The sequence below is a fragment of the Pseudomonas sp. 21LCFQ010 genome (assembly GCF_024129905.1).
In the GTDB taxonomy this organism is placed as follows: domain Bacteria; phylum Pseudomonadota; class Gammaproteobacteria; order Pseudomonadales; family Pseudomonadaceae; genus Aquipseudomonas.
Genome location: NZ_JAMYDZ010000018.1, coordinates 95,521 through 117,757, shown reverse-complemented (window position 1 = coordinate 117,757; position 22,237 = coordinate 95,521). Strand labels below are relative to the sequence as shown.

Genomic DNA, 22,237 nt, shown 5'->3' with positions numbered 1-22,237 from the left:
TCGACATTTGATGCCATTGTCGCGTTAGCCGGAACATCCAATCAGCGTTAAGGTGTGCAGGCTATTTTGCTCATAAGGACCTTTACCCATGGCCCGTTCGCGTTTCTTGCCGGACAACTTCACGCTCACGTTGCTTGCGGTGGTCGTCGCCGCCACCTTCCTGCCGGCCAGTGGCCAGGTTGCCGTGGCGTTCGACTGGATCACCAACATCGCCATCGCCCTGTTGTTCTTCCTGCACGGCGCCAAGCTGTCACGCGAAGCCATTCTGGCCGGTGCCGGCCACTGGCGCCTGCATTTGCTGGTGTTCTGCTGCACCTTCGTCCTGTTCCCGCTGCTCGGGCTGGCAATGAAGCCGGTGTTGCAACCGCTGGTGGGTACTGAGCTGTACTTGGGCTTTCTGTACCTCTGTGCGCTGCCGGCTACCGTGCAGTCGGCGATTGCCTTTACGTCCCTGGCACGGGGCAATATCCCGGCGGCCATTTGCAGTGCGGCAGCCTCCAGCCTGATCGGTATCTTCCTCACGCCGTTGCTGGTGGCCTTGCTGATGAACGTGCACGGTGACAGTGGCTCGACCCTGGAAGCGATCCGCAAGATCAGCCTGCAACTGCTGGTGCCGTTCATTGCCGGTCAGATCGCCCGGCGCTGGATCGGCAACTGGGTAGGGCGCAACAAGAACTGGCTCAAGTACGTCGACCAGAGCTCGATCCTGCTGGTGGTCTACTCGGCATTCAGTGCTGCCGTGATTGGTGGTTTGTGGCAACAGGTGCCGCCTGTGATGCTGCTCTGGGTGGTGCTGGGGTGCTGCGTACTGCTCGCTATCGCCCTGGGCATCACTGCGCTGCTGGGCAAATTGCTGGGCTTCAGTGTTGAAGACCGTATCACCATTTTGTTCTGCGGCTCGAAAAAGAGCCTGGCCACCGGCGTACCCATGGCCCAGGTACTGTTTGCCGGTAGCACGATCGGCTTGCTGATTCTGCCGGTGATGCTGTTCCACCAGATCCAGTTGATGGTCTGCGCCTGGCTGGCGCAGCGCTACGCACGTCGGCCTGAAGCGCCGCTGGTAGTGGCTGACAAGGTGCCCGCAAGCGCGGTCAAGGGCTGACCTCACGCTTGACCTCCACGCCCTGCGCAGCGCTCAGTCCCGGGCGCTGCTCAGGGTGCCGCGCATCTGTGCGATCAATTCCAGCAGGATACCCTTGACGGCCTGGGCCGGCACCGACAGCGGCAGATGGCCTGACAGGCACAGGGTCAGCGGTGCTTCGATGCCGGGGTCGACGATGCGGCAAAGATGAACGTCCTGATGCTCACTGAGCGCGCGTGCCGCAGACTCCGGCAGGATGGTCGAGGCAAAGCATTCGCCCACTGCGCTGGCCAAGGTGGTGGCCGACTCCACTTCAGCGATCACCGTGGCACTCAGCCCGGCCTGGCTGAACGCCTCGTCGACCAGGCGGCGCATCACGTTGTAGGGGCGTGGCAGCAGCAGGTCCAGCCCGGCCACCGCTGCCAGTGGAATCTGCGGCAGGTCGGCAAAGCGCGCCTCACCGCTGACCAGGTACAACTGCTCGCGCAGCAGCGGGGCGAATGACAAGCCATGAATCTCGCGGCCGCCGTACAGCACGGCCATGTCCATGCGACCGTTCATGATCAGTTCGCTGAGGGTGGTGCCGAAGTTTTCGTTCAGGTACAGGGTGATGCCCGGATGCAGTTCGCGTACCCGGCGCATCAGCGGTACTGACAGGCTTGAGGCCGCGGTGCCAGGCGCCAGCCCGACCGAGACGTTGCCGCACAGGGCACGGCTGCTGGAGGTGACATCGCTCATGGCCTGGTCGCACTGACGCAGAATCAACTGAGCATGGGCGTAGAGCACCTTGCCGGCTTCGGTGGGCGTCACGCCGCGCTTGGTGCGAATCAGCAATTGCTGCTGCATCTCGGCCTCCAGCGTCACCAGTTGCTGGCTCAGGGCCGGCTGGGCGATGTGCAGAATGTCGGCGGCCTGGGTCATGCTGCCGATGTCGACGATCTTCACGAAATATTTGAGGCGGCGCAGGTTCATGTCAGCAGTACTCGCGTATACGGTCCGGTACGCGTAGCAAGCAGCGGGCCAGCCCCTGAGGCGGTCATAAGCGCTGCCTATGGCACCCGGTGCGCCATTGTCGGGCGCCAGCGCGGGGCGTGCCCGTCAGCGTGCACAACGCTTGCCGCCTGAAAGGCGGCTGCGGGCGGTCATAAGGCTGGCTTATCCGTACAGAGCGAACTCCTCTTTTGCCTCCGGCTCCGGGGGCCGTAACGTGGCCAGGTGACCGTTTTTTTGCCGCTGGCCCGAGTACTCGATGATCGCCGAACCTGCTGCCCTGACTTTTCGCCAAGCCCTGCTCGCCATGCTGGGGGTGTCGCTGGTGCTGATGCTCTCGGCACTGGATCAGACCGTGATTGGCAATGCCCTGCCGAGTATCGTCGCCCAGCTGCAGGGCTTTGAACTCTATGCCTGGGTTGCCACCGGCTACTTGCTGGCGTCCATCGTGACCATCCCGGTGTTTGGCCGCCTCGGCGACTATTTTGGCCGCAAACCGTTCGTGCTGGCGGCCACCGTCCTGTTTACCCTGGCTTCGCTGGTCTGTGCGCTGGCCCCGAGCATGCCGTGGCTGGTGGCCGGGCGAGTCATGCAGGGCATCGGTGGCGGCATGCTGGTGGGGACCGCGTTTGCCTGTGTGCCCGAGCTGTTCCCGGACACCGCACAGCGTCTGCGCTGGCAGATGCTGCTCAGTACGATGTTCAGCGTGATCAACTCGATCGGCCCGGGCCTGGGTGGCTACCTGACCGGGCAGTTCGGCTGGCGCTCGGTGTTCTGGCTCAATCTGCCGCTGGGCGCGCTGGCGCTGTTTTTTGCCTGGCGCTATCTGCCCTGGTACCGGCCACAGCGCAGCGCGCCGGTGCGTCTGGACTGGCTCGGGGCGCTGTTGGTGGTGCTCAGCCTGGGCGGCTTGCAACTGTTCGTCGAGCACCTGAGCAATGGCAGTGCGGCCACCAGCCTGGTCCTGGCAGCCATCACCCTGGCGGCCTGGCTGGGGCTGGTCTGGCAGCAGCGACGCTGCCCCAATCCGCTGCTGCCGGGAGCGTTGTTTGCCGACCGCAGCGTACGCCTGTTGTTTGTGCTGGCGGTGTTGGCCGGTGGGGTGATGTTTACCTTGCTGTTTTACCTGCCGCTGTTGCTGCAGGGCGGCTACGGCTACAGCCCGGCAGAGGCGGGGCTGCTGATCACCCCGCTGGCCCTGAGCATCACCCTGGGGGCCATCGTCAACAGCCGGCTGATGACCCGTCTGGCCAACCCCAACTGGCTGCCGCTGGGCGGTTTTACCGCGTTGTTGTGTGCCTGCGCCGCACTGGCCGCAGTGGGGCGAGAGGCCGGGTTCAATACCTTGCTGGGGCTGATTCTGCTGGCCGGCCTTGGCCTGGGTTTTGTATTTCTCAACCTCACGGTGTTCACCCAGACCCTCGCCGAGCGCCAATACCTGGGCATCGCCACGGCGCTGCAGCAGTCGCTGCGCCTGGTCGGCGGCCTGCTCGGTACTGCGCTGATGGCCTCGTTGGTCAACCTGCTCTACGCCCGCTACGTGCAGGTCGCCCTGCAGGCCAGCGGCGATCTGCACGCGCTGGCCCGGCTGGCCGATCCTCAGGTGTTGATGAGCGCGGCCGGCGAGTTGCCGATGGCTGAGCTGCAACTGGCCCGCCAGGCCCTGGTTCAGGCGCTGGGTACCGGGCTGCTGGGCTGCGCCTTGTGCGCCTTGCTGGCTTTGCTGGTGATGAGCCGGCTGCCGGCGGTTGACCTTGGCGAGCGCCGCGCCCTGCGTTGAGTTACCCCATTATCGTTCTCGCCCAAGGAGTGAATCATGACCCTAACCGCGCAGGTCGTATCGACGCCTGCGGCCCATCTGCCCGAAGCGCTTGCCCGTGTTTCGATGATCGGTGCCCGGGCCTACCTGCTGGAGGCCCCAGGCGCGCTGGAACTTGAAACCCAGCGGCGTATCTGGGCCCTGGCGCAGTCATTGGAACAACGCGGTGATGTGCAAGCCACCATCGCTGGTATGACCAACCTGCTGGTGGTGTTCAGCGCCATACCCTTGCAGCCGCAAGCGGTGTTTGCCGAGTTGCAGCAGTTGTGGCGCGAGGCCGACCCGTTGCATCGCAGTGGCCGGTTGATCGAGGTGCCGGTGGTCTACGGCGGCGAGCACGCGATTGATCTGCCGGCGCTGTGTGACTTCAGCGGGCTGAGCGACGCCGAAGTGATTCGCCGCCATCACCAGGGCCAATACAGCGTGTTTGCCGTCGCCAGCGCGCCGGGCTTTGGTTATCTCGGTGGGCTGGACCCGGCCATCTACATGCCGCGCAAGAAGGTCCCGTCACTGAACATGCTCAAAGGCATGGTCACCATTGGCGGTATGCAGTCGGGCATTGCCGTGCTGGATGGCCCCAATGGCTGGAACTCGATCGGCTTTGCCCATACCCCGATGTTCGACCCCCAGGCCGCGCAACCTGCGTTGCTGGCCCCGGGTGACACCCTGCGTTTCGTGCCCGAGAGGATTGAACTGTGATCGAAGTGCTAACCACCGGTCCGCAAAATACCGTGCAGGACCTCGGGCGCTCGCTGTATCGCAATATTGGCGTGGCGATCAGCGGCGCCATGGACGGCCTGGCGTTGCGGGTCGGCAACCGCTTGCTGGGCAACGCCGACGGCCTGGCGGCGCTGGAGGTGCAGACCTTCCCGTTGCGAGTGCGATTTGGCGCCGATACCGCAATCGCGCTGACCGGTGCCGATGGTCAGGCGCAACTGGATGATCAACCGCTGTTGCCGTGGTGGGCGGTAACGGTCAAGGCCGGTCAGACCCTGAGTATCAGCTACCCGCGCAGCGGCGCGCGGGTCTACCTGTGTGTGGCCGGCGGCATTGATGTGCCGGAGCTGATGGGCTCGCGCAGCACCTCGTTGCGCGGCGGCTTTGGTGGCTTCGAAGGCCGCGTGTTGCAGGCCGGTGATGTGCTGGCAACAGGCGCCACGGCGGCCTTACCGCTGCCGGCAGGTGGGCTTGGCGTGCGGCCCCCCGTGCAGGCCATGGCCGAGGTCTTTGCCAGCGACCCGGATGGCACCGTGTTGCTGCGCGCTATACCCGCCGGTGAATATGGGTTGTTCGAGCGCGACCAGCAGCGTTTCTGGCGTCAGCCCTGGAAAATCTCGGCGCAGAGCAACCGCACCGGCTACCGCCTGAGCGGCGAGCCGATCGTGCCGCACACCACCATGGAGATGCGCTCTTACGGGTTGGTGCCAGGCGTGGTGCAGGTGCCGCCGGGAGGCGAGCCGATCATCCAGCTCAGCGACGCCAACACCGCCGGCGGTTATCCGAAGATTGCCGGGGTCATCGACGCCGATCTGTGGCGGCTCGGCCAGGCCGCCATCGGCAGTCGTATCCGGTTTGTCGAGGCAGGTCCCCAAGAGGCGATTGCCGCCGAGCAGGCCATCGAGGCTTATCTGGAGGATGTGCAGCGGTTGCGGGCGATGTTCTGACGCCGTGCCGGTTGTCGGCAGCGTTTGGAAAGCACAAAAAACCGCCGATACCGGCGGTTTTTTTGTGCTTGCCGATCAGCGCAGGCCGGCGCAGAACTCGGCGATGCGGTCGCAGCCTTGCTCCAGCATGGCCTGGCTGGTGGCATAGGACAGCCGCACGAAGGGCGACAGGCCGTAGGCCGCGCCTTGTACCGTTGCTACGTGGTGCTCTTCCATCAGCGCCATGCAGAAGTCGGTGTCGTTGCCGATCTTGCGTCCGCCGCGGCTGGTGCGGCCAATAAATTCGGCGATGTTGGGGAACAGGTAGAACGCCCCTTCGGGCTTGTGGCAGCTCAGGCCCTGGATGTCGGCCAGGCGGCCCAGCACGTAGTCGCGACGTTGCTGGTAGACCCCGGCGCGCTCGGCCAGCAGCTCCTGTGGGCCGTTGAGCACCGCGGTGGCAGCGGCCTGGGTCAGGGTGCAGACGCCGCCGCTGTTTTGCGTGTTGACGTTACTTACGGCGCGAATCAGTTCTTGCGGGCCGCCACAGTAGCCCATCCGCCAGCCAGTCATGGCATAGGCCTTGGACACGCCGTTGACGGTCAGGGTGCGTTCATACAGGCGCGGCTCGACAGCGGCGATGGTGCAGAACTCGAAGCCGTCGTAGATCAAGTGCTCGTACATGTCGTCGGTCATGATCCACACCTCGGGGTGGTGCAGCATGACCTCGGCGATGGCGGCCATTTCGGCGCGCGAGCAGGCGGAGCCGGTGGGGTTGCTTGGGTAGTTGAGTAGCAGCCATTTGGTGCGTGGGGTGATGGCGGCGTTGAGGTCTTCAGGCTGCAGTTTGAAGTTGTTGGCCTGGCTGCACGGCACCGGCACCGGTACCCCACCGGCGAACTTGACGATGTCGGCGTAGCTGATCCACGCCGGGGTCGGGATCACCACTTCATCGCCGGGGTTGAGGGTGGCGAGCATGGCATTGAAGATCACCTGCTTGCCGCCCCCGGCGACGAGGATCTGGTGCGGCTCATAGGTCAGTTGGTTATCACGCTGGAACTTGCGCTGGATGGCCATTTTCAGCGCCGGGGTCCCTTCGATGGCCGGGTATTTGGTGTCACCGGCCAGCGCGGCGGCATGGGCGGCCGCAATGGCGTGGGGCGGGGTGGGGAAGTCTGGCTCGCCCGACGACAGGCTGATGACCTTGACGCCCTGGGCGGTGAGTTCACGGGCTTTCTGGGTCATGGCGACAGAGGCGGACACAGAGACGTTTTTCAAACGATCGGCAAAAGTGGGCATGGGCGGCTTCTTGAGGGGGTTAACGGGCAAGGCACAGCATAAGAGCGGCCTGTCGGCAGGCTCCAATAGCGCTTTGTTGTCGGGTCATAAGATTTCTGGATGGCTGTGTGCAGGTCGCCAACAGCAAACACCCCCGGCCTTGCGCCGGGGTGTCGGAGCTGGGCGGGGTTATTCCAGGGCCTGGAACTGCATGTCGGCGAGCTTCTGCACGCGCTCTTCACGGACCATGTTGTACTCGGTGGCCGGGCCGATCCATTTGCTCCAGATCTGGTCGATCTCGCCGGCCTTGTCCATGGCGTACAACGCATCGTTGACCTTGGCCAGCAGCGCCGGCTCTTCGAGCTTCATGCCCACGCCCACCGGCTCCAGGGCCATCGGCTCGGCAACGATGCCCAGGTCGACCCCGCCGGCCTTGGCCTGGCTCACCAGTTTTTTCGCCGACATGGTGTTGGTCACCACGCCCAGCACCTTGTTCTGCTGCACCGCCAGGTAGGCGGAGCCGGTGTCTTGGAAGGTCACCGGTACCGCGTCGGCCAGGCGAATCGATTGCTCCGAGGTCGAACCCTTGGTGGCGCTGATGCGCTTGCCGGCAAAGTACGAACGCGGCTTGTCAGCCAGCGGCGCCTTGACCACCAGCACTTCCTTGGCCACGTAGTAGGGGTCGGAGTACTGGATCTGCTGGGCGCGGGTCTTGGTGTAGGCCAGGTTGGCAATCACCACATCCACGCGGCCCATCTTCACCTCAGGCACCCGGGCTTCACCCGACAGCGGCTTGAGCTCCAGTTTGACGCCCAGGTGTTTGGCCAGCGCAGTGCACAGGTCGACATCCATGCCTTCCAGTGCACGGCTTTGCGGGTTGGGCGAGGCAAAGGGCGGCACGTCGGAGTACACGCCACAGCTGATCGACTGTTTGGCCTGGATATCGGCCCATTGGTCGGCGTGGGCGGTGGCGGCCAGCAGGGGGAGCAACATCAGGGCCAACGGGGCTTGTTTGATACGCATCGCAATGATCCTCGAATAAGACAATGGCCGGCAGTGGGGGTAGGGCGTGATCGCTCTGTGGCGACTCGGGGAACTCAGTGAGCGCGCAGGTCGCTGATAAAGCGCTGCGCCCGTGGATGTTGCGGTTTGCTGAAAAACACCTCGGGGGTGGCGCGCTCCAGGATCTGGCCGGCGTCCATGAACCAGATGGTGTCGGCGACCTCACGGGCGAAGTTCATCTCGTGGGTCACGCACATCATGGTCATGCCGTCCTTGGCCAGGCCGCGCATGACCTGCAGCACTTCACCGACCATTTCCGGGTCCAGCGCGCTGGTCGGCTCGTCGAACAGCATCACCGGCGGCTCCATGGCCAGCGCCCGGGCGATCGCCACCCGTTGCTGCTGGCCGCCGGACAACTGGCCCGGATAACTGCCGGCCTTGTGCGCCATGCCGACCCGGTCGAGCAGTTGCATGGCCCGCTGCCTGGCGGCTGCGCCCTTGAGGCCCTTGACCTTGGTCGGGGCGAGGATGATGTTGTCGAGCACCGACAGGTGCGGGAACAGGTTGAAGCTCTGGAACACAAAACCGATGCGGCTGCGCAGCCGGTTGAGGTTGGCGTCGGTGCCATGGATGTCGTGGCCTTCGAACAGAATCTGGCCGCTCTGGATGGCTTCCAGACGGTTGACGGTGCGGATCAGCGTCGACTTGCCCGACCCGGACGGGCCGCACACCACCACCACTTCACCCTGGCGGATTTCGGCGTTGATGGTGGTCAGCGCGCGGTACTCGCCGTACCACTTGTCGACATTGGCAAACATGATCAGTGGTTTCATGGCGGTTATCTCGAAGCTGGGGAAGAAGGCAGCGCAGTGCTGAGCGCGGCGCCGGGGGTCTGGCCACGGTCGCCCTGGCGCTTGCGTTCGATGCGTCGCTCCACATGGGTGGCCAGGCGGGTCAGGCTGTAGCACAGGCAGTAGTAGGTGACCGCCAGAATCGCGTAGACCTGGAACGGCTTGGTCAGTAATTGGTTGTTGATCTGGTTGGCGGCGAAGGTCATCTCCTGCACGTTGATCATGTAGCCCAGGGTGGTTTCCTTGATGATCGACACGAATTGGCTGATCAGGCTGGGCAAGGCGTTGTACAGCGCCTGTGGCAGGATCACCCAGCCCAGCGTGCGCAAGTAGCCCATGCCCAGGGCCCGCGAAGCCTCGAACTGGCCCTTTGGCAGGCCCTCGATCCCGGCGCGCACGATCTCCGCCAGGTAGGCGCTCTGGTAGATCACCAGGGTGCACAGCATGGTGGCGAAGCCGCTGATGTTGTGGCCGATCAGCAAGGGCACCAGAAAGTAGGTCCAGAAGATCACCATGATCAGCGGGATGCCGCGCAGCACGTAAACCCACACGGTGGCCGGCGCACGCAGCCAGGCGAACGGCGAGATGCGTGCGATGGCCAGCACGATGCCCAGCGGAAACGCCAGCAGCAGGGCCAGCGCCGAGAGCATCAGGGTATTGACCAGGCCGCCGATCGGGCCGTGCGGGTACTGGCCGATGAGCAGCAGTTCCCAGTGCTCGTGAACGATTTTGAATACCTCGAACATGCCGGATTACCTCGCCTTGGCCAGATCGAAACGCCGCGCGATCAGCGCGCCGATACCCATTAGCAACAGCGACACCGCCAGGTAGCCCAAGGTGGCGACCAGGAAGGATTCGAAGGTGCGGAAGGTGTAGTTCTCGACCTCGCGGGTCGCGTAGGTCAGTTCAACGACGCCGATGGCCATGGCCAGGCTGGTGTTCTTGAACAGCAGTACGGTGTGGTTGATCAGCGAGGGCAGGGCGTTGCGCACCCCTTGCGGCAGAATCACGTAGCGCATCGAGCGCAGGTAGCCCATGCCCAGCGCACGAGCCGCTTCATTCTGTCCGTCCGGAATGGCGCGCAGTCCGGCGCGCAGGTCTTCACAGAAGTACGCTGCCTGGCACAGGCCCAGGGCAATCACCGCAAAGATGAACTCGGTGCTGAAATTGGCCAGCCACAGTTGGGCCGATTCAGGCAGCAGGGTCGGCACGCCGAAGTACCAGAGCATCAGTTGCACCAGGGTCGGCACGTTGCGGTGGTACGACACGTAGCCGGCCACCAGGCGTTCGGGCAGCGCCTTGCCGGTCAGGCGGATCACTACCAGTACAAACGCCAGCGACATCGCCAGCAACCAGGCATACAGCATCAACTGCAGGGTCATGGCCGCGCCCTTGAGCAGCAGCTCGGCGTACTCGCCCGTCAGGATTGGCCCCAGGTCGAAGTCTTTCATCATAAAGGTCACCCAGTCGGGTCCGGGGCAGTAAGCGTATTCTTCACCGGTGGGGTGGCGGCTCACTCAAGGTGGCCGCTCTTGTCCGGTAGTGGCGCGGGTTTCAGTGCTGCGGGCGGGTGGTTTGCAGGCCGCCTGGTACTTGCAGCGTTGGGGTGATTTCCATGTGCCCGACGTTCATCGCAACCGGTGCGGCAATGGCGAAGGCAATCGCCCCGGCAATGTCCTCGGCCACCGGTAACTCGAAGCCGTCAATGAACCTGGCGCGGGTTTCGGCGGCGTTGCCGTGCACGTGTTCGAAGATGTCGGTGGCGACCCGGCCGGGGCAGATCTCGGTGACCCGCACGCGCTTGCCGAACAGGTCGATGCGCAGGTTGCGCGACAGCATGCTCACGGCGGCCTTGGTGGCGTGGTAGGTGCTGTTGCCGCCGAAATTGTAGGCCGCCGCAATCGAGCTGATGTTGATCACATGGCCCCGGTCACGCTCGGCCATGCCCGGCACCAGCAGGCGGGTCAGGTGCAGCACGGCGCGCAGGTTGACGTCGATCAGCGCGTCAATACCCTCGGCGGTCGCATTGAGAATCGAGCCGGGCCGGTCGACGCCGGCGTTGTTGACCAGGATATCGATCTGCAGGCCTTCGACAGTACGGGTTAGCGCATCCAGGTCGGCGACGTCCACGGCGTGGACGACACAGCCGGTGCGCTCGGCCAGTTCGGCCAGTTTGTCGGCACTGCGGGCCAGTGCATGCACCTTGATACCTTCGCGGCTCAGGCGCTCGACCGTGGCGGCGCCGATGCCGGAAGATGCGCCGGTGACCAGCGCAGTGGTGTAGTCGGAAAATGGCATGGCCGGTTCCTCATCGAATAATTGTCTGGGTCACTGCCAATGGGCATGCAGTGACTGTAAGGAGCTGCTGAAACGGGCGCCAAGAGGGTTTGGCTGTTGGGTGATAAGGCTTTCTTATCGTTACCGGCCTGTCACGCCATCAGGTGCGAAATCGGGGCAATCACCCCGCCGGCATGCTCGATTTCGGTGCGGATGCTGCGCGCCAGCTCAAGGGCGTTGGCGGTGTCGCCGTGCAGCAGGATCGAACAGGCCGGGACCTCAATGATTTCACCGGTGTAACAGGTGACGGTGCCTTGCTGGAGAAATTGCCGGACCCGTTCGCGCACGCGCTGCGGGTCCTTGATCACCGCGTCGGGCAGGGCGCGGGGCACCAGCAGGCCGTCCTTGTCGCAGGCGCGGTCGGCCAGAAAGGTCAGTGCAAGGCGCAGGCCATGGCGGTCGGCGGCCTGTTGCATGGCCACGCTGGTCGAGGAACTGACGATCAGCTCGCGGTCGAAGGCGGCCACTGTGCCCAGCAGGGCGTCGGCCAGGGCCGCGTCGGCGGCCACCCGGTTGCCCAGTGCGCCGTGGAAACTCATGTGGGTCATCCGGTGCCCGGCAACCCTGGCCATGCCCGCCAGGGCGGCCAATTGGTAGGTCACCCAGGTTTGCAATTCAGCAGTGTCGACCTGGATCGGCCGGCGACCGAAGCCGAGCAGGTCGGGGTAGCCGACGTGGGCTCCCAGGTCGATGCCTGCGGCCAGCGCCCGGCGCGCGGTCTTGTCCATGATCAGCGGGTCGCCGGCGTGAAAGCCGCAGGCGACATTGGCGGACGAGATGATCTCCATCAGGGCATCGTCTTCGCCCATTGTCCAGGGGCCGAAGCCTTCGCCCAGGTCTGCATTCAAGTCGATTTTCATGAAGTCACTCTCCCGCCAGGGCGAGCACCGGGGTGGCGTATTCCACCCGCTCGCCATCTTCGATCAGGTAATCGCCGGCAATGCCGGCGTGCTGTACGGTCACCGGCAGCAACAGGCTGCCGACCGCGATCACGCCGACGGTGTCGCCGACGTTCACGGTTTGTCCGGGCGTCACCAGTGGCTGCTCGCGGGCCGGATGACGGGCGTGGAAGTGCCCGCACAGGGTCGCCATGGCGGCCACTTCAGGCTTGGCTGCAACCGCTATCGGCGCAGCGGCTGGCGCGTCGCTGATGGGCGGATTGGCGGCCAGGGCCGGTTGGCTGGCCGGGCGCACCAGGCGCAACTCGAAACCGTCTTGCTTGAACTCCAGGCTGCTCAGCCCGGCCTGGCTCATCCAGCCGGCCAGTTGGCGGATTGTCTCAATGCGCATTTCAGCTCTCCGCCTGGCGTGTGCTCAGCCAGCGCTCCAGGTGATGAATGTCCACGCTACCGGCGACAAAGGCGCTGTCGGTGACGATCTGCCGGTGCAGCGGCAGGTTGGTGCTGATGCCCTCGACCGCAAACTGCGCCAGGGCGGTACGCATGCGGGCCAGCGCCTGTTCGCGGGTGGCGCCGTGGGTAATGACCTTGGCGATCATCGAGTCGTAGTAGGGCGGCACCTTGTAGCCTGCGCACACATGCGAGTCGATACGCACGCCGATACCCCCCGGCAGGTCCCAGCGGGTCACCGTGCCGGGGGTCGGGATGAAGGTTTGCGGGTCTTCGGCGTTGATCCGGCATTCCAGAGCGTGCCCCTGGGTGACGATGTCGGATTGGCGCAGGCTGAGCACTTCACCCATGGCCACGCGCAGTTGCTGTTCGACGATGTCAATGCCGGTGGTCATCTCGGTGACCGGGTGCTCGACTTGCAGGCGGGTGTTCATCTCGATGAAAAAGAACTCGCCGTCTTCATAGAGAAACTCGAAGGTGCCCACACCCTGATAGCCGATCAGGCGGCAGGCTTCGACGCAGCGCTGGCCCACCTGCGCCAGTGCCTGGGCATCGATACCCGGTGCCGGTGCCTCTTCCAGCACCTTCTGGTGACGACGTTGCAGCGAGCAGTCGCGGCTGCCCAGCCACACACCGTTACCGTGGCGGTCGCACAACACCTGGATCTCGACATGGCGGGGGTGGCCGAGAAATTTCTCCATGTACAGCTCGGGGTTGCCAAAGGCGCGGCGGGCTTCTTCGCGGGTCAGGCTGACGGCAGGCAGCAGCTCGGCGGCACTGTGCACCACACGCATGCCCCGGCCACCACCGCCGCCGGCAGCCTTGATGATCACCGGGTAGCCGATCTCCAGGGCAATCGCTTCAATGCGCTCGCGCTCCTCGGGCAGCGCCCCTTGTGGGCCGGGTACGCAGGGTACGCCGGCCTCAAGCATGGCGCGTTTGGCCGCCACCTTGTCGCCCATGCGCCGGATGCACGCGGCGTCCGGGCCGATGAAGGTCAGGCCGGCATCGCTCACGGCCTGGCTGAAGGCGGCGTTCTCCGACAAAAAGCCATAGCCCGGATGCACGGCCTGGGCACCACTGGCCAGCGCGGCATAAATAACAGCCCGACTGTCCAGATAGCTTTGTCCGGGGGCCGCAGGACCGATGCACAGCGCCTGGTCGGCATGTTGCAGATAGGCCGCGCCGGCATCGCCCTGGGAGTAGACCATCACGGTCTTCAGGCCCAGTTGATGACAGGCGCGCTGAATGCGCAGGGCGATTTCGCCCCGGTTGGCGATCAGAACGGTATCGAACATGTCGGTTACCCCGCCTTGGCGATGTGAAACAGCGGCTGGCCGCGTTCGACTTCCGTGCCGGACTGCCCCAGCACCGTTTTAACCGTGCCGGCCGCCGGCGCGCTGACCTGATGGAACATTTTCATGGCCTCGACAATGCACAGGGTCTGGCCGGCGCTGACGGTATCGCCCGGCTGAACGAACGCCGGTTCATCAGGCGAGGGCGTCAGGTGCAGCACGCCATACAGGGGCGAGCGCACCTCTTCGTGGGTGGCGGCGATGGGGGGCTGCGGCGTGGCCTCAGTGCCCGAGCAGGCGCTCGGGGCCTGGGTGGGTTGAGGGGCGGCGGTGGATGAGTGCAGCGGCGCGCTGCGGGTTTCAGCCCGGCGGCCGTGGCGCGCCAGGTGCAGGTGGCTGCCGCCTTCGCTGAGGCTCAGTTCGGTCAGGTCTGACGCACCAATAAGGTCGATCAGGTCTTTGATACGGTGTTGATCCATCGTTGGGCCCTTTGGCGGCTGGCGCAAAAATGCAGGAATGACCCCACTCTATCCAGCGCGCAGCGGGCAGGGCCAAGAGGCTTTGCAGGTGGGGTGATAAGCACGACTTATGACATTCGCGGTTTTCGGGTCATAAGTGTTTCCTATCCAATCAGAAGAACTTTGTCTTAACGCTGCCCAGCGCTGCCTGAGTAGCGTGTAAATACCGCTGACAAGCCAGGACCAACCGGCAACTTACCTATTACATAACAGGCGGATATTTCCACTTTGCTGCGTTCGCGCAGCCTGCCAGTACAAACTTCTTATAATGGGGCGGGGAGTCCACGATGAAAAAATATTCGTTGGGTCTATTGGCATTATGTATTGCACAACAAAGCCAGGCAGCAGGGTTTATCGACGACAGTCACGCCACGTTGTTGGTGCGCAACTTTTTCAGTCAGGCTGATAACCGCGATGGTGCGGCCGATCCCAACTACACCCAGGAATGGGGGCAGGGCTTCGTGCTCAACTACAGCTCCGGTTTTACCGAAGGGCCGATCGGTTTTGGTCTTGATGCGGTGGGCATGCTCGGCATTCGTCTGGACTCGGGCAAGGGCCGTCATTACAACCCCACCAGCAGTGCCAGCAACGGCAATATTTTCCCCACCGACAGCGACGGCCGGGCGGTGGACGACTTCGCCAGCCTGGGCCCGACGCTCAAGGCGCGCATCGGCAAGACCGAGTTTCGCTACGGTACGTTGCAGCCCCGCCTGCCGATTCTGATCGCCAGTGATCGCCTGGTGTTTCAGACCTTCAATGGCTTTCAGGTGGAGTCGAAAGACATCGACAAACTGACCCTCACGGCAGGGCGCATCGACCATGTCAAGGAACGTGGTTCGACCGACTGGGAAGGGCTGTCGATCGCCGGTTCCAACGCCACCGTCGACCCGGTCAACCCCGGTATCAACACTGCCCGCAGCACCCATGTAAACCAGTTTCTGTATGCCGGTGGTACTTATAAAGCGACACCGGATCTGAGCCTGCAGTATTACTTCGCGCGACTGGAAGATTTTTATAATCAGCACTTTCTCGGTGCCGTTTATACCGTGCCGCTGGGGCCGGGTCGTTTGACCACCGATATTCGTCATTACAATAACAGCTCGTCCGGCGCCAATGGCAATGACCCGGATTACTACAGCAGCGGTTATTACGGTAATGGTCGCACCCGTGGTGAAGTTGACAGCCGCTTGAGCAGTATCTTGTTCACCTACGCACTGGGCGGTCATCTGTTGGGTGCCGGTTATCAGCAGGTCAACGGTGACAGCGATGCGGTGTGGGTCAACGAAGGGGCCGGCACCACCAGTAACTTCATCACCGAAACCATGTCGGGCAAGTTCCAGCGGGCCGGCGAGCGTTCCTGGCAAGTGCGTTATGCCTATGATTTCTCCGGGTTGGGCGTGCCGGGGCTGACGTTCCGTACGACCTACTACAATGGCGATCACATCAAGACCGCCACCGGCGACAGGCAGGAATGGGCCCGCGACGCAACCCTGGGCTACGTGGTACAGAGCGGCCCGGCCAAGGGGCTGAACACCCAACTGCGTTATGGCGTGTTTCGCACCGACATGCAGCGTGACACCGATGAGTATCGGGTGATCATCGATTATCCGGTCAACCTGTTCTGACCCATACCGCTTGCCGCAAGGCTAACGTGTGCCGGCCAGCCCGGCCCGAAATGCGCCCGGCCCGATGCCGTAGGCGCGTTTGAACTGGCGGGTCAAGTGGCTCTGGTCGGCAAAGCCCAGTTCGGCCGCCACCACCGCTGGCAGCGCGCCGCTTCTGAGCAGGCTCAGTGCACCGGCCAGGCGTTGCTGCATCAGCCAATGGTGCGGGCTGACGCCCGTGGCGGCGCTGAACACCCTGGCAAAGTGAAACGGCGACAGGTTGACCTCCGCGGCCAGCGCTTGCAGCGACGGCGGGTCGGCCAGGCGGGCCAGCAACAGTTCTTGGGCACGGCGCACTGCCAGCGGTTCTTTGCCAGGCTGCAAGGCCGAACCGAGGCGGGCATGGCGCTTGAACAAGCTGAACACCGCTTCGCGCCACAGCGTTTGCAATTGCAGGGCGCTGGCCTGCTGTTCAGCCAGCCGATGAACCTGCAAAAACGCCGCAGCCACCTCGGTGTCCATCACAACGCTCGATGCAAACCCCGCCGTGCCAGGGCAGGCAATGTCCAGCTCCGCGAGGATCCCGGCCAGTTGCACCTGCTGCGGGTAGAAGCCCCGATAGCGCCAGCCCTGTTCATGGGCGGTGGCGCCGGTATGGGTTTCATCCGGGTTGATCAGCACCATACCGCCGGTGCTCACCAGGTGGTCAGCGCCACGATGCCTGAACCGCTGGGCTCCGGACTCGATGACCGTGAAGACGAAGCTGTCATGCACATGGGGGGCGAATTTCTGCTGCACATACTGCGCGCGCAGCAGCTCGACCCCGCCCAGTACCGGGGATTGCCAGAAGCGTGTCTGTTCAGCGTTTAGCGTCATACAGATCCTGTCAGCCCAGCCAGCGCAGCAAGTAAAACACGCCCATGCTCAACACCACGCTGGTCAGTACCCGGCGTGTGCAGAGCATGCAGATGATCGCGCACAGGCTGCCGACAAGGTACGGGTTGAACAGCGACAGGTCCAGTTGCTGGCCGGGCATGAAAATCAGTGGGCCGCAGATCGCAGTGAGCATCCCCGGGACCGCGAAACCGAGAAAGTCGCGAGTGTGTTTGCCCAGCCGCAGCGGCAGGCGCGGTTCAAGAAACACATAGCGGTTGAAGAACACAATCGCACCCATGCCCACAATCACCACCCAGATCATGGCTGACGCTCCGTCGTGTCCTGCATCAGGCATTTGACGCTGAAGCCGGCCAGCATCCCGGCCAGCCCCGACAGCACCAGTGCCGATTGCCAGCCCAGCCAGGAAAACCACACCGAACACATCAGCGACACCGCCACGCAGACCACCACCGGCACCGATTTGACCAAGGGGGTGACCAGCGCGACAAAGGTCGCGGCAATCGAAAACTCCAGGCCCAGCGACTCAAGGTCTGGAATGCTGCGGCCCAGCAGCAGGCCAATCAGGGTGAAGATGTTCCACGCCACGTAGAAGGTAAAACCCGCCCCGAGGGCATACCAGCGGTCAAAGGCCACGCTGCGTGGCTGGCTGTTGAGGGCAAAGAACTCATCGGTCAGCAGAAAGCCCAGGCCCAGTCGCCAGCGTGGCGACAGGGGGGCGATGCTCGGGCGCATATGCAGGGCGTACAGCAGATGCTGCGAGGTGAGCAGCAGGGTGGTGATCAGGATCGACAGCAAGCTGGCGCCGCTCTTGATCATGCCGATCGCCACCAGTTGCGCCGCGCCGGCAAACACAATCAGCGAGAAGCTCTGGCCTTGCAGCGGGCTGAAACCGGCACCGATGGCCAGCGAGCCGACCAGCAAACCCCAGGGGGCGCAGGCAAACGACAGTGGCAGCACCGCCATCGCGCCTTTGTAGAACGCCCGGTTGGCGTTGCAATCAACCAGCATCGTATTCAACACGTGTATCACAACCTTCAAAGCGGGCGGGGCAGCGATGGTGCTATAGAGCTCACGGCGCTGTCTTGAACGATCTTGCGGTGCTGTTCAGATGTTCAGCAGGTCAGTCACCGGCAAGCGATTGGTGGTTTTCAGCTCGCGCAGCGACAGGTTCGAACGAATGCTGGTCACCCCCGGCAATTTGCGCAGCACCTTCTCGACGAAGCGGCTGTAGTGGTCCAGGTCACGGGCCACCACCTGCAACAGAAAGTCCGCTTCGCCGGTGGTGTTGTGGCAGGCCAGCACCTGCGGGGCCGACTCAATGATTTTTTCGAACTGCGCGGTGGTTTCTTCGCTGTGGTCGGCGCAGGAAATCTGCACGAAGGCCATGACGCCGAGGCCGAGTTTCTTGCGATTGAGGATTGCCTGATAACCCTCGATCACGCCGCTGTCTTCAAGGCGCTTCTGCTTGCGCCAGCACGAGGCTTCGCTCATTGCCAACTGCTCGGCGAGTTTGACGTTCGATAATCGACCATCACGTTGCAGGCGGTCAGTGATTGCAAGATCCAGCTTGTCGAGGGGGTTCAGCATGGGGAGTCTCTTCATTTTTGCCTGGTTGACTGAAGGCTATTTTCAGTTGGGCGCGATCGTCAACGGTAATCTGAAAAGTAATTTCAGGCCGTTTGGTCATAATTCTTCGCATCGTCATGACCTGTCACCCGCTTGAGGAATTGCCATGAAAGCTGTTGTCTATGAAGCCTTTAACGCCGCCCCGCGGCTGATGACGGTCGATGACCCGACGCCTGAGGCGCACGGTGTCGTGGTGCAAGTGCTCGGCACGGGTGTATGCCGCAGCGACTGGCACGGCTGGAAGGGCCACGACCCGGATATCCAGTTGCCGCACATCCCCGGCCACGAGCTGGCCGGTGTCATCGCGGCAGTGGGCCGGCACGTGACCCGCTGGAAAGTCGGTGATCGCGTCACTGTGCCGTTCGTGGGCGGCTGCGGCGCGTGCCCGGAGTGCAACAGCGGCAACCAGCAAGTGTGCTACAGCCAGTTCCAGCCGGGCTTCACCCACTGGGGGTCGTTTGCCGAATACGTCGGCATTCATCAGGCCGACCTGAACCTGGTGGCGCTGCCAGAGAGCATGGATTTCGCCACTGCAGCCAGCCTTGGCTGCCGGTTTGTCACCTCGTTCCGCGCGGTGGTCGATCAGGGCAAGGTCAGCGCCGGGCAATGGGTGGCGGTGCATGGTTGTGGCGGGGTGGGGCTGTCGGCGGTGATGATCGCCCACGCGATTGGTGCCAACGTGATTGCCATCGACATTGCCGACCACAAACTGGCCCTGGCGCGTTCGCTGGGGGCGGTGGCCACGGTCAATGCCCGGCAGGTGGCCAACGTCACCGAAGCGGTGCAGGACATCAGCGGCGGCGGCGTGCATGTTTCACTCGATGCCCTAGGCCACCCGACCACCTGTTTCAACTCCATCAACAACCTGCGCCGCCGCGGCAAGCACGTGCAGGTCGGGCTGATGCTCGCCGATCACAGCACGCCGGCCATCCCGATGAGCAAGGTGATCGCTCATGAGCTGGAAATCTATGGCAGCCACGGCATGCAGGCGCACCGCTATGGCGCGATGCTCGACATGATCAGCTCCGGCAAACTGGCTCCCGAAAAACTGGTGGGCAAGACCATCAGCCTGGAGCAGTCCATTGATGCGCTGGTCAATATGGACCGCTTTGAAACTGCCGGGGTGACGGTGGTGACGCAGTTCTGATCATTACGGCCGCCGCCGACCGATGCGTGCCAGGGCAGGTCAAGTTCAGCTATGGGGTCATTAAGAAATATTAATGACAGATTTCTGTTCGCTATCGGCTATGGTCGCTTGGTAGAGTGATGTCACTCTGATATACGTGATCTTTCTCCCCTGACGCCCAGCCGAGTCCTGCGAATGAAAAAACCTCTTGCCCTCTCGACCCGCATCGGCCTCGGTTTCGGCGCGATTGTCTCGCTGCTGCTGATGATTACCGCGGTGGGGATTCAGCGCGTCGGCTACATCGACAGCACCCTGGCCAATGTCAGCGACAACGCCGCAATGGTGCAGCGTTATGCGATCAATTTCCGGGGCAGCGTGCACGATCGGGCGATTGCCATCCGCGATGCGGTGCTGGTCGATAACAACCAGAGTCTGGAGCTGCATCTGGCCGAAATCAGCCGTCTGGAAAAGGCTTACGCTGACGCTGCAGTCAGCATGGATCAGTTGTTCAGCACCCGCGACGTGACCCCGGAGGAGCGCAAGCTGCTGGCGGCGATCAAGGACATCGAACAGCAGACCCAGGCCTCGGCCAAAACCCTGATCGAGCTGCGCCGCAGCGGTGATATCGCCGCCAGTCAGGCGCTGTTGCTGCAACGCACCGCTGGCCTGTACAGCGAGTGGCTCAAGCGCGTCAACGCGCTGATCGACTCGGAAGAAGTGCTGATCAGGGCCAAGCTCAACGACGTGCAGGACACCGCCAGTTCGTTTCGTGGCCTGATGCTGCTGGCCAGCGGTGTGGCCTTGTTGCTGAGTATTCTGCTGGCCCGGCAGATCATCGGCTTTGTGACTTCGACCCTCGGCGCCGAACCGACCGAGGTGGCGCAAGCCATCGAGCGCCTGGCGGCCGGTGATTTGCAGCAAAACCTGACCACCCGGCACCCGGCCAGTGTCATGGGCGTGCTCAAGTCTGCGCTGGCGCGTTTGTCGCAGACCATTACCCAGGTGCGTGCCGCCGCCCATGAGGTCAGCCATGCCTCGGCGCAACTGACCGCCACCTCGGCACAGAACAACGAACACATCAGCCGCCAGACCCGCGAAGCCGAGCAGATTGCCACCGCCATCACGCAAATGGCGTCGACCGTCAATGAAGTCTCTGGCTACGCCGTGCAGGCCGCCAGTGCGACCAAACAGGCGGATGTCGGGGTGGAGAGCGGTAACCGCCTGGTGACTGATACCTCACAATCGATCGAGCAATTGGCAGTCACCCTGACCCAGACCACCGACACGGTCGAGCAGGTATCGCGCGACAGTGAAAACATTGAGTCGGTGATTGAGGTGATCAATTCGATTGCCGCGCAGACCAACCTGCTGGCCCTCAACGCTGCGATTGAAGCGGCGCGGGCCGGCGAGCACGGTCGCGGCTTTGCGGTGGTGGCCGATGAAGTGCGCTCGCTGGCCAACCGCACCCAGCAGTCGACCCAGGAAATCCGTGAAATGATCAGCACCCTGCAAAGCGGCACCGAGGCCGCCGCGCAGAACATGCGCAACAGCTGCGAACTGGCCACCCGCACCGTGGAGCAGACCCGTAACGCCCAGGCGGCGCTGGCCAAAGTGAGCCATGAGGTAGGCGCGATCAACGACATGAACGCGCAGATCGCCAGTGCGGCGGTACAACAAAGCAGCGTCGCCGAGGACGTTTCGAAGAACATCAGCCGTATTCACGAACTGACCGTCCACACCGCCAGCGGTTCGTCGCAAGTGGCCTCGGCCAGCAGCGAACTGGCCGAACTGGCCAGCCGCCTGAGCGAGAAGGTCGCGATGTTCAAGGTGGGTTAGGCCGGGGTATTACCTTGTAGGAGCCGCTTTAGCTTCAATACTGTTCGGTTAAGTACACACATCTCGGTGAGAGGCAGCTCTGCTGGCGAAGACGGCGGCACATTCACAGCAGATGTAATGTTTTTACTGGCCTCTTCGCGAGCAGAGCTCGCTCCCACAAGGGCATAGTGCTGGCTTTGGCTGCGAAAGGTTTCTGACGCTGAATCTTCGCGGCTAAAGCCGCTCTTGCGGGTGTCTGCGATCACGCAGGCTTGCACAGCTTGTGAGCTATCGCATCAAATTCCCGGTCAAAACTGGCCCGTTCTCCTGCACTGAGAAACCCCTGTTGCTTGACGAACCCTTCGGTCTGCGCACGCACTGATTCAATCCGTTTGGTCAGCTTCGCCGCCTGGTCCTGGGTAATGTGCCGGGCCTTGCGCGAAGCACCGATGTCGGCCACCAGCACATTGGCGCGTTCCGAGATATGTGCGTGGCCGACATCTTTTACCGAGCCACCGGTTTCCCCAGGCAAGGCGCGTTGCTCGGCCAGGTTGCAGCTGGGCAGGTCCAGCGCGGGTGGGGCGGCCAGCGCAGCGCTGCTCAGACAGGCCAATAATACGGCGCTCAAACACTTCATCAGGGCCTCCACAAAGGCAGTTGGGTCGCCCTGATAAGACGGTCAAAGGCTCATCGGGTTCAACGAGTACCGGGCGGCTTGCCCTTGCCGCGCGCAGCTTTCTGTGCGGTCGAGTCGTGCTGCGTGCCGGTCGAGCCGTCCGGACGCAGGGCGTCGTTGTCGCGTTCGGCTTCGCCGGTATGTTCAGGTTGCTTGGAATCCTGACGCGGTTCCCGGGGAGTGTTGTTCATGTGGCCTCCGAAATATTGCTGTTGCCGCTCACAAAACAGAAGGCCATTGCGCCGGCGCAGAGGTTCAACCGGCTGATCGCCCGGCGGATAAATGGTCTGCGGTACGCGCCGTGTTACTTGGCTGATACAACCAGGTGCC

The 22,237-nt window shown here is 63.2% G+C and carries 24 protein-coding genes; 7 read left to right on the top strand and 17 right to left on the bottom strand.

Annotation, left to right across the window (positions count from 1 at the left end; genetic code table 11):
* Nucleotides 1-88 precede the first annotated feature (88 nt).
* Nucleotides 89-1,102: a bile acid:sodium symporter family protein gene (locus NJC38_RS19670; RefSeq protein WP_253116700.1), complete on the top strand. Its 1,014-nt coding sequence runs from the start codon at nt 89-91 to the stop codon at nt 1,100-1,102.
* 33 nt (nt 1,103-1,135) lie between these two features.
* On the opposite strand, the gene nac is transcribed toward NJC38_RS19670, so the two are convergent.
* Nucleotides 1,136-2,053 carry a nitrogen assimilation transcriptional regulator NAC gene (gene nac, locus NJC38_RS19665; RefSeq protein WP_253116697.1) on the bottom strand — a complete coding sequence of 306 codons (918 nt, stop codon included), beginning with the start codon at nt 2,051-2,053 and terminating at the stop codon, nt 1,136-1,138.
* 277 nt (nt 2,054-2,330) lie between these two features.
* Here nac and NJC38_RS19660 point away from each other — a divergent pair, with 277 nt between their 5' ends.
* From NJC38_RS19660 to NJC38_RS19650, 3 genes are read left to right on the top strand one after another with little or no spacing between them, the layout of a single operon-like run.
* Nucleotides 2,331-3,851, top strand: a complete 1,521-nt coding sequence (locus NJC38_RS19660) for an MFS transporter (RefSeq protein ID WP_253116695.1) — start codon at nt 2,331-2,333, stop codon at nt 3,849-3,851.
* Between the two features lie 36 nt (nt 3,852-3,887).
* On the top strand, nt 3,888-4,589 hold the full coding sequence (gene pxpB, locus NJC38_RS19655; RefSeq protein ID WP_045492205.1) for a 5-oxoprolinase subunit PxpB: 702 nt from the start codon (nt 3,888-3,890) through the stop codon (nt 4,587-4,589).
* Nucleotides 4,586-5,554 carry a biotin-dependent carboxyltransferase family protein gene (locus tag NJC38_RS19650; RefSeq protein ID WP_253116693.1) on the top strand — a complete coding sequence of 323 codons (969 nt, stop codon included), beginning with the start codon at nt 4,586-4,588 and terminating at the stop codon, nt 5,552-5,554. The genes pxpB and NJC38_RS19650 overlap by 4 nt, the downstream gene beginning before the upstream one ends.
* Nucleotides 5,555-5,629: 75 nt before the next feature.
* Here the strand turns inward: NJC38_RS19650 and NJC38_RS19645 are convergent, their stop codons facing one another.
* The 10 genes from NJC38_RS19645 to accB form a co-directional block, all read right to left on the bottom strand.
* Entirely contained in the window at nt 5,630-6,832 is a 1,203-nt protein-coding gene (locus tag NJC38_RS19645; RefSeq protein WP_253116691.1) for a pyridoxal phosphate-dependent aminotransferase, read from the bottom strand.
* 168 nt (nt 6,833-7,000) lie between these two features.
* Nucleotides 7,001-7,834 carry a transporter substrate-binding domain-containing protein gene (locus NJC38_RS19640; protein WP_045492198.1) on the bottom strand — a complete coding sequence of 278 codons (834 nt, stop codon included), beginning with the start codon at nt 7,832-7,834 and terminating at the stop codon, nt 7,001-7,003.
* Between the two features lie 74 nt (nt 7,835-7,908).
* On the bottom strand, nt 7,909-8,637 hold the full coding sequence (locus tag NJC38_RS19635) for an amino acid ABC transporter ATP-binding protein (RefSeq protein ID WP_045494904.1): 729 nt from the start codon (nt 8,635-8,637) through the stop codon (nt 7,909-7,911).
* Between the two features lie 14 nt (nt 8,638-8,651).
* On the bottom strand, nt 8,652-9,410 hold the full coding sequence (locus NJC38_RS19630; protein ID WP_253116689.1) for an amino acid ABC transporter permease: 759 nt from the start codon (nt 9,408-9,410) through the stop codon (nt 8,652-8,654).
* A gap of 6 nt (nt 9,411-9,416) precedes the next feature.
* Nucleotides 9,417-10,118: an amino acid ABC transporter permease gene (locus tag NJC38_RS19625; RefSeq protein WP_253116718.1), complete on the bottom strand. Its 702-nt coding sequence runs from the start codon at nt 10,116-10,118 to the stop codon at nt 9,417-9,419.
* 100 nt (nt 10,119-10,218) lie between these two features.
* Complete coding sequence (locus NJC38_RS19620; RefSeq protein WP_045492194.1) at nt 10,219-10,962, bottom strand: SDR family oxidoreductase; 744 nt, start codon at nt 10,960-10,962, stop codon at nt 10,219-10,221.
* Nucleotides 10,963-11,093: 131 nt separating this feature from the next.
* The gene (locus tag NJC38_RS19615; protein WP_253116687.1) at nt 11,094-11,861 is read right to left on the bottom strand and encodes a 5-oxoprolinase subunit PxpA; all 768 of its coding nucleotides are present in this window, start codon (nt 11,859-11,861) and stop codon (nt 11,094-11,096) included.
* Between the two features lie 4 nt (nt 11,862-11,865).
* Nucleotides 11,866-12,291: a hypothetical protein gene (locus NJC38_RS19610; protein ID WP_253116685.1), complete on the bottom strand. Its 426-nt coding sequence runs from the start codon at nt 12,289-12,291 to the stop codon at nt 11,866-11,868.
* A gap of 1 nt (nt 12,292) precedes the next feature.
* Nucleotides 12,293-13,648: an acetyl-CoA carboxylase biotin carboxylase subunit gene (accC, locus tag NJC38_RS19605; RefSeq protein ID WP_253116682.1), complete on the bottom strand. Its 1,356-nt coding sequence runs from the start codon at nt 13,646-13,648 to the stop codon at nt 12,293-12,295.
* Nucleotides 13,649-13,653: 5 nt separating this feature from the next.
* A complete protein-coding gene (gene accB, locus NJC38_RS19600; RefSeq protein ID WP_045492189.1) occupies nt 13,654-14,124 on the bottom strand; it encodes an acetyl-CoA carboxylase biotin carboxyl carrier protein in 471 nt (156 codons plus the stop codon).
* 326 nt (nt 14,125-14,450) lie between these two features.
* Here accB and NJC38_RS19595 point away from each other — a divergent pair, with 326 nt between their 5' ends.
* On the top strand, nt 14,451-15,788 hold the full coding sequence (locus NJC38_RS19595) for an OprD family porin (protein WP_253116680.1): 1,338 nt from the start codon (nt 14,451-14,453) through the stop codon (nt 15,786-15,788).
* 21 nt (nt 15,789-15,809) lie between these two features.
* Here the strand turns inward: NJC38_RS19595 and NJC38_RS19590 are convergent, their stop codons facing one another.
* The 4 genes from NJC38_RS19590 to NJC38_RS19575 all read right to left on the bottom strand — a co-directional run bounded on the left by NJC38_RS19590 (nt 15,810) and on the right by NJC38_RS19575 (nt 18,251).
* Nucleotides 15,810-16,643 (bottom strand): AraC family transcriptional regulator, encoded by an 834-nt coding sequence (locus NJC38_RS19590; RefSeq protein ID WP_253116677.1) that lies wholly within the window; start codon nt 16,641-16,643, stop codon nt 15,810-15,812.
* 10 nt (nt 16,644-16,653) lie between these two features.
* Entirely contained in the window at nt 16,654-16,965 is a 312-nt protein-coding gene (locus NJC38_RS19585; RefSeq protein WP_253116675.1) for an AzlD domain-containing protein, read from the bottom strand.
* Nucleotides 16,962-17,672, bottom strand: coding sequence for an AzlC family ABC transporter permease (locus NJC38_RS19580; protein WP_045492182.1), 711 nt, complete (start codon nt 17,670-17,672; stop codon nt 16,962-16,964). The genes NJC38_RS19585 and NJC38_RS19580 overlap by 4 nt, the downstream gene beginning before the upstream one ends.
* 96 nt (nt 17,673-17,768) lie before the next feature.
* Nucleotides 17,769-18,251, bottom strand: a complete 483-nt coding sequence (locus NJC38_RS19575; RefSeq protein ID WP_045492180.1) for an Lrp/AsnC family transcriptional regulator — start codon at nt 18,249-18,251, stop codon at nt 17,769-17,771.
* 145 nt (nt 18,252-18,396) lie between these two features.
* Between NJC38_RS19575 and NJC38_RS19570 the strand changes: the two genes are divergently transcribed.
* Nucleotides 18,397-19,437 carry a zinc-dependent alcohol dehydrogenase family protein gene (locus NJC38_RS19570; RefSeq protein WP_253116674.1) on the top strand — a complete coding sequence of 347 codons (1,041 nt, stop codon included), beginning with the start codon at nt 18,397-18,399 and terminating at the stop codon, nt 19,435-19,437.
* 174 nt (nt 19,438-19,611) lie between these two features.
* Nucleotides 19,612-21,252 (top strand): methyl-accepting chemotaxis protein, encoded by a 1,641-nt coding sequence (locus NJC38_RS19565; protein ID WP_045492176.1) that lies wholly within the window; start codon nt 19,612-19,614, stop codon nt 21,250-21,252.
* Nucleotides 21,253-21,493: 241 nt separating this feature from the next.
* Here NJC38_RS19565 and NJC38_RS19560 read toward each other — a convergent pair whose 3' ends face one another.
* Nucleotides 21,494-21,868: a hypothetical protein gene (locus NJC38_RS19560; protein WP_052483517.1), complete on the bottom strand. Its 375-nt coding sequence runs from the start codon at nt 21,866-21,868 to the stop codon at nt 21,494-21,496.
* A gap of 59 nt (nt 21,869-21,927) precedes the next feature.
* A complete protein-coding gene (locus NJC38_RS19555) occupies nt 21,928-22,098 on the bottom strand; it encodes a hypothetical protein (RefSeq protein ID WP_253116672.1) in 171 nt (56 codons plus the stop codon).
* Nucleotides 22,099-22,237 lie beyond the last annotated feature (139 nt).

Excerpts from the sequence above, each read along its gene's own strand:
- NJC38_RS19670 (WP_253116700.1), top strand. The coding sequence starts at position 89 with ATGGCCCGTTCGCGTTTCTTGCCGGACAACTTCACGCTCACGTTGCTT.
- nac (WP_253116697.1), bottom strand. The coding sequence starts at position 2,053 with ATGAACCTGCGCCGCCTCAAATATTTCGTGAAGATCGTCGACATCGGC.
- NJC38_RS19660 (WP_253116695.1), top strand. The coding sequence starts at position 2,331 with ATGATCGCCGAACCTGCTGCCCTGACTTTTCGCCAAGCCCTGCTCGCC.
- pxpB (WP_045492205.1), top strand. The coding sequence starts at position 3,888 with ATGACCCTAACCGCGCAGGTCGTATCGACGCCTGCGGCCCATCTGCCC.
- NJC38_RS19645 (WP_253116691.1), bottom strand. The coding sequence starts at position 6,832 with ATGCCCACTTTTGCCGATCGTTTGAAAAACGTCTCTGTGTCCGCCTCT.
- NJC38_RS19640 (WP_045492198.1), bottom strand. The coding sequence starts at position 7,834 with ATGCGTATCAAACAAGCCCCGTTGGCCCTGATGTTGCTCCCCCTGCTG.
- NJC38_RS19630 (WP_253116689.1), bottom strand. The coding sequence starts at position 9,410 with ATGTTCGAGGTATTCAAAATCGTTCACGAGCACTGGGAACTGCTGCTC.
- NJC38_RS19625 (WP_253116718.1), bottom strand. The coding sequence starts at position 10,118 with ATGATGAAAGACTTCGACCTGGGGCCAATCCTGACGGGCGAGTACGCC.
- NJC38_RS19620 (WP_045492194.1), bottom strand. The coding sequence starts at position 10,962 with ATGCCATTTTCCGACTACACCACTGCGCTGGTCACCGGCGCATCTTCC.
- NJC38_RS19615 (WP_253116687.1), bottom strand. The coding sequence starts at position 11,861 with ATGAAAATCGACTTGAATGCAGACCTGGGCGAAGGCTTCGGCCCCTGG.
- NJC38_RS19610 (WP_253116685.1), bottom strand. The coding sequence starts at position 12,291 with ATGCGCATTGAGACAATCCGCCAACTGGCCGGCTGGATGAGCCAGGCC.
- accC (WP_253116682.1), bottom strand. The coding sequence starts at position 13,648 with ATGTTCGATACCGTTCTGATCGCCAACCGGGGCGAAATCGCCCTGCGC.
- accB (WP_045492189.1), bottom strand. The coding sequence starts at position 14,124 with ATGGATCAACACCGTATCAAAGACCTGATCGACCTTATTGGTGCGTCA.
- NJC38_RS19595 (WP_253116680.1), top strand. The coding sequence starts at position 14,451 with ATGAAAAAATATTCGTTGGGTCTATTGGCATTATGTATTGCACAACAA.
- NJC38_RS19590 (WP_253116677.1), bottom strand. The coding sequence starts at position 16,643 with ATGACGCTAAACGCTGAACAGACACGCTTCTGGCAATCCCCGGTACTG.
- NJC38_RS19585 (WP_253116675.1), bottom strand. The coding sequence starts at position 16,965 with ATGATCTGGGTGGTGATTGTGGGCATGGGTGCGATTGTGTTCTTCAAC.
- NJC38_RS19580 (WP_045492182.1), bottom strand. The coding sequence starts at position 17,672 with ATGCTGGTTGATTGCAACGCCAACCGGGCGTTCTACAAAGGCGCGATG.
- NJC38_RS19575 (WP_045492180.1), bottom strand. The coding sequence starts at position 18,251 with ATGCTGAACCCCCTCGACAAGCTGGATCTTGCAATCACTGACCGCCTG.
- NJC38_RS19570 (WP_253116674.1), top strand. The coding sequence starts at position 18,397 with ATGAAAGCTGTTGTCTATGAAGCCTTTAACGCCGCCCCGCGGCTGATG.
- NJC38_RS19565 (WP_045492176.1), top strand. The coding sequence starts at position 19,612 with ATGAAAAAACCTCTTGCCCTCTCGACCCGCATCGGCCTCGGTTTCGGC.
- NJC38_RS19560 (WP_052483517.1), bottom strand. The coding sequence starts at position 21,868 with ATGAAGTGTTTGAGCGCCGTATTATTGGCCTGTCTGAGCAGCGCTGCG.
- NJC38_RS19555 (WP_253116672.1), bottom strand. The coding sequence starts at position 22,098 with ATGAACAACACTCCCCGGGAACCGCGTCAGGATTCCAAGCAACCTGAA.